Origin of the sequence: Actinoalloteichus spitiensis RMV-1378, from assembly GCF_000239155.1 — a bacterium.
In the GTDB taxonomy this organism is placed as follows: domain Bacteria; phylum Actinomycetota; class Actinomycetes; order Mycobacteriales; family Pseudonocardiaceae; genus Actinoalloteichus_B; species Actinoalloteichus_B spitiensis.
In genome coordinates, this window is record NZ_AGVX02000044.1 from 1 (window position 1) to 14,859 (window position 14,859).

Below are 14,859 nucleotides of genomic sequence, written 5' to 3' on the forward strand. Positions count from 1 at the left end.
GGGCACCGGGCGGAACGGGCCGGCGGGGCCTGCTCGAGGCGACCACCGGCCGCCACCGCGACCCACCGCCCGGGCGGGATGCCCGGCGGGCGGTGCCCGCAACGGCTCCGCGTTCCGCGTCCGCCCGGGCCAGCCGCGCGGGGCTGGTCAGAACCAGCGCTCCAGGACCCGCGCCACGCCGTCCTCGGCGTTGGAGGCGGTGGTCTCGTCCGCGGCCGCCAGCACGTCCGGGTGCGCGTTCTCCATCGCCACGCCGTGCCCGGCCCAGCGCAGCATCGGGATGTCGTTGGGCATGTCCCCGAAGGCGACCACGTCCGCCTGGTCCACGCCGTGCAGGTCGGCCACCTCCGCGAGGCCGATCGCCTTGTTCACGCCCGCGCGCATCACGTCGATGAGCCCCTCGTCCGTGGAGTAGGTGATCTCGACGGCGTCCGAGACGAGCGGCCCGACCGCCCTCGCCATCTCGCGGCTGGACAAGGCGGGGTGGCGGACGATCATCCGGACGGCGGGACGGCCGAGGAGCTCGGCGAGTGGAACCGGGCTCAGCCGGTGGACCCCCCGAGGGCTCTGGTAGCCGTCCCCGACCAGCGGCACCGGGGCGCCGCGGGTGTCGTCCTCGGGCGGGTGCTGCGGTGAGCCGGCGTCGACGCACTGCTCCACGGCCAGGGCGCAGCCGGGCAGCGCGTCGAGCATGACGCCCGCCACGTCGTGCAGCAGCGGCGGATCCATGGCGTGCGTGCGCAGCACGGTCCGGCGCTCGACGTCCAGGATCACCGCCCCGTTCACGCACACGGCGAGTCCGCCGACGCGGAGTGCTCGGGCCACCGGGTAGACCCAGCGGGGTGACCGCCCGGTGGCGAGGACCACCAGGATGGCGGCGTCGAGCACCCTGGTGATCACCGAGGCGGTACGCGGGCGGAGCTGTTCGAGCGGGTCCAGCAGGGTGCCGTCCACGTCGGAAGCGACCAGGCCGGGCTTGTCCACGTGAACGTCCTCACTCCGGGGCACGGGCACCCGGCCCGTGCCCGGCACGCCGACCAGGGGAGCGGCCGGGAGCGGGTCTTCCCTGTTCGCACTGGTCCGCGTGAACGGGTACGGCCCGTGCGCCCTCGGTCCACCCCCACGGTCGGATCTCCTCGGGTGGCGCTAGCATCAATCGGTCGCGACGACGAGGTGGATGTCGATGGTCGGGGCCGGGTTCGAGTGGTTGATCGCCAGGAATCCGAACGCGGCCATGATGGCCAGGGCGAAAGCAGCGAGCGTCGTGGTCAGTCGTCGGGCCATACGCCTGTCCCTTCCTCGATGGGCGCCGGTCGCATCTCCGTGGGTCTGATCGTTCTGCCCCTCCTGTTCGTTAGCCGGTGCAACCGTTCACCACTGGAACAGAGCAGTGCGCGAAATTATTCCGGCCCCACCATCACCGCTGGTGAGCGGCGAGTGACGCCCGCCATCCGGATGGCCTACCCGCCCCCTCGTCCGGTCAAGCACGGCGCCGCTGGTGTCCGCCGTCACGCTCGCTGCCAGCGGGTCAGGTTGCCCAACACCTCCTCGGTGATCCTGGTGCCGCTGTTCTCCACCCCCCAGCCGTAGGCGTGCACGGCCACCGCGCACGGGTGGCAGGAACTCGCGGGCAGGTAGATCGGGGCGCCGCTCTGCCCGCCGAAGGTGTCGTTGTGGTGGTATACGCGGTGGTCGGTGACCCGTCGTACCTCGTCGACGCTCTGCCACTGGGAGGCGGTGGGCGCCAGGTCCTGCGGGTACCCCTGGGTGACCGTGGTGGCGCCCACCGCGATGGGGCCGGGCGCCTGGTGGCCGAACCACCCGGTGGTGGCGCCGACCGTGCAGTCCAACCGGAGGGCCGCGTAGTCGTGGTCGATGCTGCCGTCCCGGGTCCAGCCCACGGTGGCGAACACGTCGAGGACTCCGCAGTAGCCGTAGGGGGCGTGGCTCCCGTTCCGACCGGGGTAGACCCGGAAGTCGGTCTTCCAGTCGGCCCCCGGGCCACCGTGCACGCAGTGGCCGGCCGTGGCGACCATGTTCGCGGCGTACAGGTAGCCGGTGCACCAGCTCGTGCTCTGGGTGACGTAGACGACGGCACGCGCCGGGTACGCCGTGGTCATGGTCACCCGCCGCCGGTCGTCCTCGCCGATCACCGAGTAGGGGGTGGGGTCGGCCTCCACCTCGGCCCCGGGGCCCGTGAGATCGGGGTCGAACCGCACTCCCCGAGCGTCCGCCAGGTCTCCGGTCCCCTCGTGGGGCCGGTTCCCGCCACTGGCGCCACCGGCTGCCGGGGAGGGGCCCCGGAGGCCCGACCTCGAACTCCAGTCGTGTCGATCCGCCGCTGGGTCCGTCTGGTCGACCGTCGCGGCCACCGCCGCAGCACCGCCGCGCTGGCTCGTCGGGGGCCCGGCACCGACGACGGCGACGAGCACCGTGCCGAGCAGGGCGGCGGCGAGCGGGCCCCGGAGTCGACGGTTCATGCGGCCACCCCTTCCAGTTGGCTCCCTCCCGCGAACCTGCCCCAGATGCCCGAACATCGACAGTTGAAAACGGCCGAACCGGCTCAAACCACCCGGGGTGGGGCTCCGCGAGAACCGTGAGGTGGTTTCCCGTCCGGGCCCCGGACACGTAAGGTCAACCCGCGTGCGAGTTGGCATCGTGATCCTCCCCGAACACCGTTGGTGGGCCGCCGAACCGAAGTGGCGCGCGGCCGAGGAGTACGGCTTCGACCACGCCTGGACCTACGACCACCTCGGGTGGCGGTCCCTGGTCGACGGGCCCTGGTTCTCCGCCGTGCCCACCCTGACCGCCGCCGCGCTCGTCACCAGCCGGATCCGGTTGGGCACCTACGTCGCCTCCCCCAACTTCCGGCACCCCGTGCCGTTCGCGAGGGAGGTCGCCGCCCTGGACGACGTCTCCGACGGGCGGCTGCTGGTCGGGGTCGGAGCCGGAGGTGCCGGCTACGACGTCGAGGTGCTCGGGGGACGGGAACTCCCCCCTCGGGCCCGGGTGGACCGGTACGGCGAGTTCGTCGAACTCCTCGACACCGTCCTGACCAACGACCGCACCACCTGGCGGGGCGACTACTACGAGGCCGTCGACGCCCGCAGCGCCCCCGGTTGCGTGCAGCGGCCCCGGGCGCCCTTCGTCCTGGCCGCCAACGGAAGGCGGTCCATGCGGCTGGTCGCGCGCCACGGCGACGGATGGGTGACCACCGGCCGGCAGACCGAGGACGAGCGGGAGTGGTGGAGCTCGGTGGTGGAGCTCTCCGCGCTGATGGACGAGGTGCTCAGCTCCGAGAACAGGGGCAGCACGAGCGTGGACCGCTACCTGAGCCTGGACTCCGGCGGTGCGTACGGGCTGACGAGCGTGGAGTACTTCCGGGACGCGCTGGGCCGGGCCGGGGAGCTGGGATTCACCGACGTGGTCGTGCACTGGCCGAGGTCCGACGGCCCGTACGCGGGTCACGAGAGCGTGGTGGAGGAGATCGCCGCCGAGGTGCTGCCCGCCCTGCGCTCCTGAGGCACCCCGGGGACCGCGACGGCCGGCCCCGCTGGGTGGTCCCGCGGTTGCCGACACCGGAACCCCTCCGGCGGTCGGCGGGACGCCCGGGCAGCCACGTGCGGTCGACGCGCGGTGCCCGTACCGCTCGGGCAGGGGCCGGGGCGAGGACGCACGGCGGGCCAGCCACGCCCGAGCCGGCTCCTGGTCCTTCGTGCCGGTGACAGGGGATTCCCCGCCGGGCACGTCGCGCCGGTTGACCTTCCCCCTGGGGCAGAGCCCAGTGTCGTGGGCACGGGCGAGGAGCCCGGGACGAGGAGGGGACATGGCCGGCCTGAGCATCGGGGAGTTCGCGCGAGCCTCCGGTCTGACGCCCAAGGCGTTGCGGTTGTACGACGAGCTGGGACTGCTGCGGCCCGCCCAGGTCGCCCCGTGGTCGGGCTACCGGTCCTACGACCGCGACCAGCTGGACCGCGCCAGGCTCGTCGCGTCCCTGCGGGGCTTGGGCATGCCGCTGGCCCGGATCCGGGTCGTGGCGGACCTGCCACCCGCCGCAGCGGCGGCGGAGGTGGCCTCCTACTGGCGCCAGGTGGAGGCGGACACCGCCGCCCGGCGCCAGCTGGCCACCCACCTCGTCCGTCGTCTGACGAGGAAGGACAACGGCATGACCACGGAGACGCGGCGGTGGCGGCTCGACTCGGCCACCCATGTGGACGGCGGCCCGGTACGGTCCAGCAACCAGGACGTGGCGTACGCGGGAGGTCGACTCCAGGTGGTGGCGGACGGCTTCGGCGCGCCGGGGTCGGAACGCACGGCGAGCGCGGCGGCTGTCGAGGCGGTGCGGAGGCTGGACGGGGCCGAGGGGCACGGGGACGTCGCCGTCGTGCTGGGGGACGCGGTGTCCGCCGCCGCCGAGGCGGTCCGGGAGTTCGGCACCTCCGCGCCCGGTCTCGCCGAGGCGGGCACCACGGTGACCGCGATGCTGTGGTCCGGGTCGAGGTTCGCCTTGGCCCACATCGGTGACTCCCGCGCCTACCTGCTGCGCGACGGCGAACTCTCCCAGCTCACCCACGACCACACGTTCGTCCAGTCACTGGTGGACGAGGGGCGGTTGACCGCCGAGGAGGCTGCCGCCCACCCGCGGCGAGCGGCGCTGCTCCGGGCCCTGACCACGCAGGGAACGGGGGAACCCGACGTCCACCTCCGGGAAGCGCGCACGGGTGACAGGTACCTGCTGTGCACCGACGGCCTGCACGCCGTCGTCGGGGAAGCGCGACTACGCGGCGCACTCCTGGCCGCCGGCACCGCCACCCGCACCGCCACCCGCCTCGCCACCCTGGTCCAGGAGGCGGGCGCACCCGACAACACGGCCTGCGTCGTCACCGACGTGCTCGGCCCCGCCTGACCCGCCTGGTGCGGCAGCCTCAGCGGGTGCAGCCGATCGCCAGGAAGTCGGCGGGCGCCGCACCCTCCGCCCCCAACCGGTGCGGAACCCGGGAGCTGAAACTGGCACTGTCACCAGGATCGAGCACGACCGTCTCGGTACCGAACTCGATCCGCAACCGACCTGCGAGCACGTACACCCAGTCGTGGCCGTCATGCGTGGCCAGATCCGTGTCCCGCCCCACCGGTTCGAGCCGGTACCGGGCCGCGTACAGGCCAGGCACCACCGCCCGAGGGGTCAGCACCTGAGCGGACAGGCCACCACTGCTGACACTGGGCACGTCCGCGCCCCGCAGCACCACCGCCGCCGGCCCCGGCGGCTGGTCGGTGAACAGTTCCGCCACCGGCACGTCGAGCCCCGCCGCCAGCCGCACCAGCACGTTCAGGGAGGGCAGCCGGTCCCCGCTCTCCAGCCTGGACAGGTGCGGCTCGCTCAGACCGCTGACCGTCGCCAGCTGCTGTTGGCTCAGTCCTCGGCGGGTGCGGAGCCGGCGCACCCGCCGGCCCAGCCCGGCGAGAGCCTGATCCGAGACATCGACCGCCATACCCCGCAGGCTACGTCAGCGCACCGGACGCGGCCCGCCGGCCGAACCCGGACCTCAGGCCCCGGTGGTGTCGGGCCCGGGGACGCGGGTACCCCGCGGGCAGGACGGCAGGGCCGGAGGGGAGGACGGTCGGAGATGGCGAAGGGGAAGGTTCGTGTCCTGCTGGACCGCGCGGGACGCACCTACTCGGAGGAGGGGGGTATCGCCCTCCAGGACAAACCGGCACCGCTGTACCGGCTGCTGGTGTTGTCCATGCTGGCCTCGGCGCCGGTCCAGTCCCACCTGGCGATGGCCACGTCACGCGAACTCGTCAGGAGCGGCTACGGAACGCCGGCGCGGGTGGCGGCGGCCGGCTGGCAGGAACTGGTCGACGCGCTGGGAAGGGCCCACTACCGCCGGTACGACGAGAGCACGGCGACGTCGCTGCGGGAGGGCGCCGAGCTGGTGCGGGACCGCTACGGTGGCGATCTGCGGCGGATGCGGGACAAGGCCAGCCGCACCGAGGACGGCAGGACGGTCGTGGACCGGGACCGGCTGCGTGACCTGCTCACCGAGTTCCGCCGGATCGGTCCTACCGGGGCGGACATCTTCTGCCGGGAGGTTCAGCTGGTGTGGCCGGGGCTCCGCCCCTTCTTCGACCAGAAGGCGCTCGACGGCGCCGGGCGCGTGGGGTTGCCCACCGACCCCGACCGGCTCGCGGCGGAGGTGGACGACCCCGAGGACTACGCCCGGCTGGCCGCCGCCCTGGTCCGGGTCACCCTGGACCGGAAGGTCGCCCAGGAGGTCACGGCGTGACGCGTCCGGGGGCACGGGAGGTGCGGGGCCGGCGTCCGGTCAGCGGGCCGGTGCCCCTCGTCAGCCGTTCCGCTCCGGTCAGATGATGGAGACGGCGACGACGAGCCCGAGCGCGAGGTGCGCGGCGGCCACCACGAAGCTCCCGGCGGTCAGCTCGTCGTCGTGGACGAGCTGACCGATCTGCACCCTCGCCACCCACTCGAGGACCCGCACGGCGACGACCTGGGCGACGATGCCGACGAGGCCGAAGACCACGGCGCCGATCAGCCCCTCCAGCAACCTGCCGGAGGCGTTGTAGATGGCGACGACGACGATCAGCGCCATGCTGAACAACCCGGACGACGTGATGACCACGGCGTTGGGCTTGCCGGCCCGCACCAGCTCGTTCAACCGGCCGGGGGTGGTGAGGTCGATCGCGAAGAAGGCGACCAGCATCAGCAGCAGCCCCACGACCGCGTAGAGGACGATCGCGCCCACACCCTGGCCGAGCATCGAGAAGTAGTCCGCGTTCAGGGCGAGCTGGGTCTGGGTGGCGAGTGAGCTGGCCACGGCGTGGAACCTCCTCCGGTCTGACTGGCCACTGCGGCCTGTCGGCGGACCCAGTCTTACCCGAGAAGGGCCACCAGGCGACCGGCGGGTCCAGATCTTTGACCGTTATGCAACGTCTGCGGCGGCTCGTCGGCGCCTCAGCCGGGGATCCGGTGTGGCACGAAGGCGGCGCCGTCGTCGGTGACCAGTCCGGCGGACTCCCTGATCCCCAGCCCCGCCGACTCGTCGCCGACCACCCAGGCGCCGAGAACCGGGCGCATGCCGTCGAACTCGGGGAGCGGGTCGAGCATCTGGTAGACGAAACCCTCGTCCCCGTACACGCCGCCCGTCTCCTGCTCCATCCCGGGAGCGACGATCCGGATGTTGGCGCCCTCCCGTCCCAACCTGGGCTTGCGGACGTACTCGGTGAGCATGCCCGGGTCGTCCAGGTAGGCCGGCAGCAGGTTGGGGTGGCCGGGGTACATCTCCCAGAGGACGGCGAGCAGGGCCTTGTTCGACAGCAGCATCTTCCACAGCGGTTCGACCCAGAGGGTCTGCGGCTGGGAGGGCAGGACGTGCTCGCCGAAGACGTCGTCGACCACCCATTCCCACGGGTACAGCTTGCAGACCGTCGACATGGGGGCCTCCTCCAGGTCGACGAACCGCTCCAGCAGGGAGTCCCAGCCGATCTCCTCGATGGGGAGGCCGACGGTGTTGAGGCCGGCCTCGGCGGCGGTCTCCTGGAGGTAGGCGGCGGTGATGTGGTCCTCGCCGGTGCTGTCTCCCCCTGACCAGGTGAAGTGGATCTCGTCGGAGGGCAGTGAACCGGCGATGTGCTCCCACCGGGCCACCAGCTTCTCGTGGATCGAGTTCCACTGGTCCGACCCCTCGTGGGTGTCGGTGAGCCAGTGCCACTGCACGACGGCGGCCTCCAGCAGGGAGGTCGGGGTGTCCGCGTTGTACTCCAGCAGCTTCGCCGGCCCGGTCCCGTCGTAGCGCAGGTCGAAGCGCCCGTAGAGGTACGGGTCGTGCCGCTTCCAGGACTCGACCACGTAGGGCCACACCTGCTCGGAGATGCCGAAGTCCCGGAAGCGGTCGGCGGCGACGGCGTTCTCCACCGCTTCGAGGCACATCGAGTGCAGCAGCTCGACGTCCGCCTCCACCGACAGCACCTCGTCCAGCTGGAACACGTAGTGCACCGACTCGTCCCAGTAGGGACGCGGTTCCCCGTCCCTGCCGCGTGAGGGGGTCCCGAAGACCAGCCCCTGCGACTCCACCCGCTGCCGCCAGTCCGGCCTTGGCTCCGACATCTCCCGGTGCACCTGGTCAGCTCCCCCCGCTGCCCCGTCCGGTGCCGAAACCACCCCGTTGGATGGTGGTCCCGGACTGGGTCCTGATCTCCGCGTTGTTGGGACGCACAGTAGACCCCCCGGACACGGTCCCTCCCGGGTTGGGGGTCCCTCCGTAGTTGTAGTGGTAGCTGTTCCCCGCGATCCAGATCAGGCCGCCCGTCCCGACGTAGCCTCCGTTGGAGGAAGCCTGCTGCGGGTCGCAGTAGCTCTCGTCCTCGACGATGTTGTCCTCGGCGTCGACGCAGTAGGCGGTGACCTCCTCGTTGGGCTGGGCGGCCGCGTACATCACGGCGACCAGTGCCACGACGCCGACGGTGACGCCGCCGCCGATCAGGATGCGCTTGCGGGTCCTCGCCCTGGCCTCGGCCTCCGCGGCGGCGCGCTCCTCCTCCTCGCGGCGTCGCCGCTCGGCCGCCATCCTGGCCCGCTTCTCGGCGAGGGTGGGTTCGCGGGGGGTGGTCACCCCGAACTCCTGCTGCCTGATCTGGCCCCGCCTCGGCGGGGTCGGGCGGGACGATCCCGGGCCGCTGCCGCGCCGTCCCTGCGGTGGTGGCGTGGACCCACCGCCTTCGCCGTGCCGGCCGGACGCACCCTCATTACTCTCGGGAGGCTGCTTCGGGTCGTGGTCTCGGTCATGATTCGTCATTGGCTACCCCCACGGCACCGTGCTTCCTTGGTAACTGGGACGCAAAATTCCCACCACTAGACGCTATTTTCACCCGAATGGACGAATTTGGCCAGGTAGGTTGAGGTGGAGCACGATCAGTGTGCACCTCCTGAGCAGGCATGATGGATGAGATGCCCGATATGAGCGAGCAGAGCGAGCAACGGCAGAACCCCCGCCGCCGCAACACGCGCGTGATCATGATCGGCGCGGTGCTCGGCGCGACCGCGGTGCTCATCGCGACCGCGTTGGCGATCCTGCCCCCTGGCGGACCCGGGGGCGACCGCCCCAGTCCTGGTGCCGAACGCGGTGGTGAGGAGAGCGAGCAGGAGCCGCAGCCGTACCAGCTGGTGTTCGAGGCCAACCCGGGTGAGTGCCTGTTCTGGACCGAGGACGACGCCTCGGACATCAGGACCGTGACCTGCGGCGAACCCCACCTCTTCGAGGTCACGGGGAAGGTCGACCTCGCCCAGATCCAGGTCGACGAGAACGGTGAGGTCGTCCCGGACGACGGCGGGGAGGGCGCTCCCGCCGCCGGCCCGGCAGCGGCACCGGGAGCGGGGACCGCTCCCTCCGATGGTGTCGAACCGCCGGCACCGCCGGCACCGAGGTTCCCCTACGCGGACGAGGACGCCCCCTTCCCCACCCCGGAGCAGTGGCTGGAACTCAAGGACCAGCAGTGCGTCCCGCTGTCCAGGGACTACCTGGACGGCCGCCTCGACCCGCACGGCCGGTTCAGCGTCAACGCCTTCACCCCCGACCGGGACACCTGGAACGACGGGGACCGGACCATGCACTGCGCGCTCCAGCTGACCACGATCTCCGGCGGGCTCTACCCGATCACGGGGCGGGTGGCCGAGCTGGAACAGGCCGATGTCCACGAGCCGGGCGTCTGCCTGGGGATCAACGGCGCGAACCTGGCCGACCCGGTGGACTGCGCGGAACCGCACGCCCAGGAGATCGTCTCCGTCATCGACCTCTCCGACCAGTTCCCCGACGCCTACCCCGGCACCGACGCCCAGGACGAGTACCTCGCACCGGCGTGCCGGGAGGCCTCGACGGAGTACGCGGGGATGCCGGTGGTCGACAAGGGGGTGGTCCCCTCGTGGAGCACCCTCGCGCCCGAGAGCTGGGAGGCCGGCACTAGGAAGGTCAAGTGCTTCGTGGCGCAGCTGCTCCCGGACGGCAGCGGCTACGCCCCGATCACCGGTAGCGTGACCGGCGACATCACCGTGGGCGACCAGCCTGCGCCGCCTCCGACGGATACGGTGCGGCCGGGCGTCCCGGTGCCGACCGAGGAACCGTCCGTGCCGGCCGAGCCCTCGGGTGAGCCGTCGGACGCGGTTCCCCCGTCCGGCGCCCCCGACCAGTCGGGCGAACTGGACAGCGAAGGAAACTGATGCCGGTAGAGATGTCCCGGGCCCGCTTCGACGAACTGGTCTCCGAGGCGCTCGACCTCGTCCCCGAGCGGTTCGCCGCCGCCATGAACAACGTGGTCGTCCTGGTGGAGGACCACAACGAGGAGGACCCCGGGCTGCTGGGGTTGTACGAGGGAGTCGCGCTCACCGAACGCGACTCCACCTACACCGGGATGCTGCCGGACCGCATCTTCGTGTACCGGAGCCCGCTGTTGGAGATGTGCGGGAGCGAGGAGGAGGTGGTGGACGAGGTGGCCATCACCGTCGTCCACGAGATCGCCCACCACTTCGGCATCGACGACGAGACCCTGCACGAGCTCGGCTGGGCCTGAACCAGCGGCTCCGCCGCTGGTCAGTCACCGGCCGCGCCCGCGCCGGCCGGCTGGTCGTCGCCGATGTCGTCGTGCCCGGTCCAGAACACGCAGCGCCACCCGCCGGCGGCCGAGGTGTCGCTCTCCAGGACGATGCGGCCGGTGTTGGGCAGCAGGACCTCCTCCGCCGCCCGACCCGGCACGTTCTCGGCGACAAAGCCCCCCACCAGGCGCAGCGCGGCTCCGTGGCTGACGAGGACGACGGTGCCCTCGGGATGCCGGTCCCGCAGCTCCTCGAGCACGGGCAGGAATCGGTCGAGCACGTCCTGGCCGGACTCGCCGCCGGGAAGGCGGCTGTTCAGGAGTCCCGTGTGCCAGGAGCCGAAGATCTCGTGGAACGTCCTCAGCGCGTCGACGTCGGACCGTCCCTCCAGGTCACCGCACTGCACCTCGTGGACGCCCTCCAGCACCTCCACGGTGTGCCCGTGCCGGGCGGCCAGTGGCGCGGCGGTCTGCCGCGCCCGGGTGGCCACACTGGCGTAGACGGCGACGACCGGTTCCTCGGCGAGCACCTCGGCGAGGGCCTCCGCCTGGAGGCGCCCCAGGTCGGTGAGGGGTGGACCGGGTGGCCGACTGTCCAGCACACCGCCCACGTTGGACTCCGTCTCGCCGTGCCTCGCCAGGACCAGCCGGAACGCGCTCATACCTCTTTCCCCTCCCTGACCGCGCGCACCCACGCGCTGGCCTCGGCGAACACCTCGTCGGACGTGTGCCGGCCCTCGTCGGGGCCGTGAGCCCTCGGGATCGCGTCCGCCTTCGGGAACGACCCGAGGAACCGGACGGTGACGCAACGGCGCCGGAGGGCGGCCAGTCCGTCCGCCATCCGCGACTCGCGGACGTGACCGTCGAGATCCAGGAAGAAGCGGTACTCGCCGAGGCGGTTCCTGGTCGGACGCGACTCGATCCGGCTCAGGCTGATGTCGCGCAGGGCCAGCTCGTGGAGGGCGCCCGCGAGGGACCCGGGGTGGTTGGGCAGCACGACCGCGATGGAGGTGCGGTCCCACCCGGTCGGCGGCGGCGGCGCGACGGGACGGCTGAGCAGCAGGAAGCGCGTCTCGGCATGCCGGACGTCGGCGACGTCCCCGGCCACGGCCACGAGGCCGTAGTGCTCGGCGGCCACCGGCGTGCTGATCGACGCGTCCACCTCCCCGTCCCGGACCGACCTGGCGGCGGCCGCGGTCGAGGTGCTGGGCAGCACGGTGGCCTGGGGGACGTTGTCGGCGAGCCAACCCCGCACCTGGGCCGCGGCGTGCGGGTGCGTCGCGACGGTCCGCACCTGGTCGAGGGTCGTGCCGGGACGGGTCAGCACGCTGAAGCGGACCGGGAGCACGGTCTCGGCCACGGCCACGGTGGGTGCCCCGGAGCTGAGCGCGTCCAGGGTCGCGACGACGGAGCCCTCGACGCTGTTCTCGACCGGCACGACGGCCAGTTCGGCGGTGGGCGTGGTTCCGGAGGCCCCGGAGACCGACCGCACCGCCTCGTGGATGGTGGCCGAGGGCGCCAGCGCCCAGTCCCCCGGAACCACCTCGGAGCCGGCCAGGGCCCGTGCCGCCTGCTCGCTGAACGTTCCCTCGGGACCGAGATAGACGACACGCGGCATGTTCGCCACCCTACGGGCCGGCCAGGGGTGGTCGTCGGGGGGTGGGGACGAACGGACGGCGACGATCTCCCACCCGGAGGACAGCCCACCCACCCTGCTGGATGAAGATCACTGCTTGGCAACGGACGCCCTGGTTACGTCGGCGGCCGGGCTCCTGAAATGCTTGGGGCGTGACCGACGTTTCGGTGCGTTCCACACTCCGAGGAGGCCAACAGCTCCAGCTGGTGCTCTGCGCGCTGGACGACCGCACGGCGAAGGCGTGGCACGGGATCTCCGAGGCAAGACCGGGAATGAGCGTGCACCAGGGCTCCATCCTGGAACTCCCCGTTGACGCCGTGGTCAGCCCGGCCAACTCGTACGGCTGGATGCGCGGCGGCATCGACGCGCTCTACGCCAGGGCCTTCCCCCAGGTCGAGGAGAACGTCCGCAGTGCCGTGCTCGCCTACCACGGCGGGGAGCTTCCGGTGGGCGAGTCGCTCGCGGTGCCCACGGGGGCCGTCCGGCCCGGCTGGCTGATCAGCGCGCCGACCATGCGGGAACCCGGGGAGCTCCTTCCCCAGGACACCGTGCACCCCTACCTCGCCGCGCGAGCCGTGCTCCGGCTCTGGGCGGAGGGGCTGCTGGAGAGCGGCATGCCGGTCCGGCACGCCGTACGCAGCGTCGCGATGCCCGGTCTGGGCACGGGGGTGGGTGGCGTCGCTCCCGAGACCTGCGCTCGGCAGATCGCGGCGGCATGGGACGAGGTGTTGGCCGACATCCGTTGACCCCGACCAGTGACCCCGGCCCGCGCGCAGGGCCGGGGTCACCTGATCGCCTCACTCCGCGGTGGGCCGCTCGCCCTCGGGCTCGCTGGGCTCGAGGGTCGCCTCCACCGCCGCCTGCCGGACGGGCACCCGCGTGGCCACCGCCTCGCGGGGCGTGACCTGGCGCACGAGGACCCGCAGCAGCCCCTGGTCGTAGTCGGCGCTCACCTGCTCGGCGGTCACGTGCCGGGGCAGGGCGAACTCGCGGCGGAAGCCACCGCCCCTGATCTCCCGGGCCAGGACCGCGTCGCTGTCGGCCCGTTCCTCCTCTCGCCGCTGGCCGCTGATCACCAACCGGCCCTGGGACACCTCGACGGCGACGTCGTTGGCGACGTCCACCCCGGGCAGTTCCAGCGTGATCGTCACGTCGTCACCGCTGCGCACCACGTCCGCAGCCGGGACGAACCCGGCCGCGCGCCGGGCGCCGAACGCCCGGTCGACCATCGCGTCGAACCTGCGGTCGATGTCCCTGTCGACACCGCGCACCAGCGCGCTGAACGGATCCCACACCGGTCGACGAGCACTCGTGGTCATCTCGAACTCCCTCTCCGCTCTGAGTCGGTACTCGGTCTCGTGCGTGCTCACGGGCTGGTCGGTGGGGTTCCCCGCCCCGCTCCCGCCACCCGATTTAGCACTCGCCTGTCATGAGTGCCAACGGGCGCGATGGGGGCGTTGTTCCCGGAACAGCCGAAAATCTGGCACTCGGCACCCGCGAGTGCCAGTCGTTGTCCGGCCGGCGCGGTTGCCACCGCCACCCGGGCGGGCAGCCCTCGGCCAGGCCGGCGGCCTGGGGTCGTAGCGTGGTCCCGTGGCCATTCGTGTGCTCCTCGTCGACGACCACGAGGTCGTCCGCCGAGGCCTGCGGGACCTGCTGGACTCCGAGGACGACATCGAGGTCGTGGCCGAGGCGGGCAGCGCGGGCGAGGCCCTGGCCAGGGCCCGCCTGGTGGCCCCCCAGGTCGCCGTCGTCGACGTGCGCCTCCCCGACGGCGACGGCGTGTCGCTGTGCCGCGAGCTCCGCCAGCTCGACCGACCACCCCGCTGCCTGGTGCTCACCGCCTTCGACGACGAACAGGCGATGGTGGGAGCGATCATCGCGGGCGCCTCCGGCTACCTGCTCAAACAGGTGCGGGGCCAGGACCTGGTCGCCGCCGTGCGGGAGGTGGCGGCGGGCCGGTCCCTGCTGGACGCCGTCACCACCGAGCGGGTGCTGGAACGCATTCGCCGGGAACAGACCCCCGAGGAACTGGCCGCCCTGACCGAACAGGAACGGCGGGTGCTCGACCTGATCGGCGAGGGCCTGACCAACCGGCAGATCGCCCAGCGCCTCTTCCTCGCGGAGAAGACCGTGAAGAACTACGTGACCTCGGTGCTGGCGAAGCTGGGGATGCAGCGGCGGACGCAGGCCGCCGCCTGGATCGCCCGGCGCGGCCGCCGCCCCTGAGGGAGGAACGCCTCCGGCCGAACGGCCGGGATCACCCGGGCACGGCGACGGGGCGCCGTCCGCTCAACCGCGCCCCCGTCGGCGGCGGCCCCCCGTCCCCGGTTCCTCGACGGCGCGCCGGAGCCCCCTGGCTCAGGCAGGGGACCCCGCCCAGGGCGGCGCGGACAGGAACAGGTCGACGACCCGGTCGAGTTCCGCCCGGGTTGCGCCGTGCGTCGCCCCTACCGCGAGGCCGTGGACCGTGGTCATCACGTGCCGGGCCAGGTCCGCCACGTCTGCGTCCCCGGCGAGGTCGCCCTCCTCCCGCGCGCGCTGGAGACGCCGACGCAGCTCCCGCTCGTCCGACCTGCGCCAGGAGGCGAGTTCCTCACGGGGAACCCTCGCCTGCGCCCCGG

Annotated in this window: 18 protein-coding genes; 7 read left to right on the forward strand and 11 right to left on the reverse strand. The window is 72.5% G+C overall.

Going from position 1 to position 14,859, the window contains the following annotated elements:
* Positions 1–147: 147 nt before the first annotated feature.
* The 3 genes from ACTIDRAF_RS0202345 to ACTIDRAF_RS26855 form a co-directional block, all read right to left on the reverse strand.
* Positions 148–984: an HAD family hydrolase gene (locus ACTIDRAF_RS0202345; RefSeq protein WP_016697103.1), complete on the reverse strand. Its 837-nt coding sequence runs from the start codon at positions 982–984 to the stop codon at positions 148–150.
* Positions 985–1,152: 168 nt separating this feature from the next.
* Positions 1,153–1,284, reverse strand: a complete 132-nt coding sequence (locus ACTIDRAF_RS35225; protein WP_016697104.1) for a hypothetical protein — start codon at positions 1,282–1,284, stop codon at positions 1,153–1,155.
* A gap of 224 nt (positions 1,285–1,508) precedes the next feature.
* Positions 1,509–2,480 (reverse strand): trypsin-like serine peptidase, encoded by a 972-nt coding sequence (locus ACTIDRAF_RS26855; protein ID WP_016697105.1) that lies wholly within the window; start codon positions 2,478–2,480, stop codon positions 1,509–1,511.
* Between the two features lie 163 nt (positions 2,481–2,643).
* Between ACTIDRAF_RS26855 and ACTIDRAF_RS0202360 the strand changes: the two genes are divergently transcribed.
* Positions 2,644–3,522 carry an LLM class flavin-dependent oxidoreductase gene (locus ACTIDRAF_RS0202360; RefSeq protein ID WP_016697106.1) on the forward strand — a complete coding sequence of 293 codons (879 nt, stop codon included), beginning with the start codon at positions 2,644–2,646 and terminating at the stop codon, positions 3,520–3,522.
* A gap of 304 nt (positions 3,523–3,826) precedes the next feature.
* On the forward strand, positions 3,827–4,906 hold the full coding sequence (locus ACTIDRAF_RS0202365; RefSeq protein ID WP_016697107.1) for a MerR family transcriptional regulator: 1,080 nt from the start codon (positions 3,827–3,829) through the stop codon (positions 4,904–4,906).
* 19 nt (positions 4,907–4,925) lie between these two features.
* Here ACTIDRAF_RS0202365 and ACTIDRAF_RS0202370 read toward each other — a convergent pair whose 3' ends face one another.
* Positions 4,926–5,489 (reverse strand): helix-turn-helix domain-containing protein, encoded by a 564-nt coding sequence (locus tag ACTIDRAF_RS0202370; RefSeq protein ID WP_016697108.1) that lies wholly within the window; start codon positions 5,487–5,489, stop codon positions 4,926–4,928.
* A 135-nt stretch (positions 5,490–5,624) separates the two neighbouring features.
* Between ACTIDRAF_RS0202370 and ACTIDRAF_RS0202375 the strand changes: the two genes are divergently transcribed.
* On the forward strand, positions 5,625–6,284 hold the full coding sequence (locus ACTIDRAF_RS0202375) for an HhH-GDP family DNA glycosylase (protein ID WP_016697109.1): 660 nt from the start codon (positions 5,625–5,627) through the stop codon (positions 6,282–6,284).
* Between the two features lie 78 nt (positions 6,285–6,362).
* Here the strand turns inward: ACTIDRAF_RS0202375 and ACTIDRAF_RS0202380 are convergent, their stop codons facing one another.
* The 3 genes from ACTIDRAF_RS0202380 to ACTIDRAF_RS0202390 all read right to left on the reverse strand — a co-directional run bounded on the left by ACTIDRAF_RS0202380 (position 6,363) and on the right by ACTIDRAF_RS0202390 (position 8,627).
* Positions 6,363–6,776 carry a DUF350 domain-containing protein gene (locus tag ACTIDRAF_RS0202380; RefSeq protein WP_039785427.1) on the reverse strand — a complete coding sequence of 138 codons (414 nt, stop codon included), beginning with the start codon at positions 6,774–6,776 and terminating at the stop codon, positions 6,363–6,365.
* A 194-nt stretch (positions 6,777–6,970) separates the two neighbouring features.
* On the reverse strand, positions 6,971–8,122 hold the full coding sequence (locus tag ACTIDRAF_RS0202385; protein WP_425359114.1) for a glutathionylspermidine synthase family protein: 1,152 nt from the start codon (positions 8,120–8,122) through the stop codon (positions 6,971–6,973).
* A 16-nt stretch (positions 8,123–8,138) separates the two neighbouring features.
* The gene (locus ACTIDRAF_RS0202390) at positions 8,139–8,627 is read right to left on the reverse strand and encodes a hypothetical protein (protein WP_016697113.1); all 489 of its coding nucleotides are present in this window, start codon (positions 8,625–8,627) and stop codon (positions 8,139–8,141) included.
* Positions 8,628–8,962: 335 nt separating this feature from the next.
* Here ACTIDRAF_RS0202390 and ACTIDRAF_RS26860 point away from each other — a divergent pair, with 335 nt between their 5' ends.
* Positions 8,963–10,228 (forward strand): septum formation family protein, encoded by a 1,266-nt coding sequence (locus ACTIDRAF_RS26860; RefSeq protein ID WP_157162799.1) that lies wholly within the window; start codon positions 8,963–8,965, stop codon positions 10,226–10,228.
* Entirely contained in the window at positions 10,228–10,578 is a 351-nt protein-coding gene (locus ACTIDRAF_RS0202400) for a metallopeptidase family protein (protein ID WP_026065694.1), read from the forward strand. Before ACTIDRAF_RS26860 ends, ACTIDRAF_RS0202400 begins: the two co-directional genes overlap by 1 nt.
* A 20-nt stretch (positions 10,579–10,598) precedes the next feature.
* On the opposite strand, the gene ACTIDRAF_RS0202405 is transcribed toward ACTIDRAF_RS0202400, so the two are convergent.
* Together ACTIDRAF_RS0202405 and pheA are read right to left on the reverse strand one after the other, a co-directional pair.
* A complete protein-coding gene (locus ACTIDRAF_RS0202405; RefSeq protein WP_016697116.1) occupies positions 10,599–11,261 on the reverse strand; it encodes a histidine phosphatase family protein in 663 nt (220 codons plus the stop codon).
* Positions 11,258–12,217, reverse strand: coding sequence for a prephenate dehydratase (gene pheA / locus ACTIDRAF_RS0202410; protein WP_026065695.1), 960 nt, complete (start codon positions 12,215–12,217; stop codon positions 11,258–11,260). Before pheA ends, ACTIDRAF_RS0202405 begins: the two co-directional genes overlap by 4 nt.
* A 170-nt stretch (positions 12,218–12,387) precedes the next feature.
* Here pheA and ACTIDRAF_RS0202415 point away from each other — a divergent pair, with 170 nt between their 5' ends.
* Positions 12,388–12,981: a macro domain-containing protein gene (locus ACTIDRAF_RS0202415; RefSeq protein ID WP_245533418.1), complete on the forward strand. Its 594-nt coding sequence runs from the start codon at positions 12,388–12,390 to the stop codon at positions 12,979–12,981.
* Positions 12,982–13,032: 51 nt separating this feature from the next.
* Here the strand turns inward: ACTIDRAF_RS0202415 and ACTIDRAF_RS26865 are convergent, their stop codons facing one another.
* Complete coding sequence (locus ACTIDRAF_RS26865; RefSeq protein WP_039785431.1) at positions 13,033–13,554, reverse strand: Hsp20/alpha crystallin family protein; 522 nt, start codon at positions 13,552–13,554, stop codon at positions 13,033–13,035.
* Positions 13,555–13,828: 274 nt separating this feature from the next.
* On the opposite strand from ACTIDRAF_RS26865, the gene ACTIDRAF_RS0202425 reads away from it, so the two are divergent.
* Positions 13,829–14,464, forward strand: coding sequence for a response regulator (locus ACTIDRAF_RS0202425; RefSeq protein ID WP_026065696.1), 636 nt, complete (start codon positions 13,829–13,831; stop codon positions 14,462–14,464).
* A 132-nt stretch (positions 14,465–14,596) separates the two neighbouring features.
* Here the strand turns inward: ACTIDRAF_RS0202425 and ACTIDRAF_RS0202430 are convergent.
* On the reverse strand, positions 14,597–14,859 hold a 263-nt coding region (locus ACTIDRAF_RS0202430; protein ID WP_016697124.1), incomplete at its 5' end, for a hypothetical protein.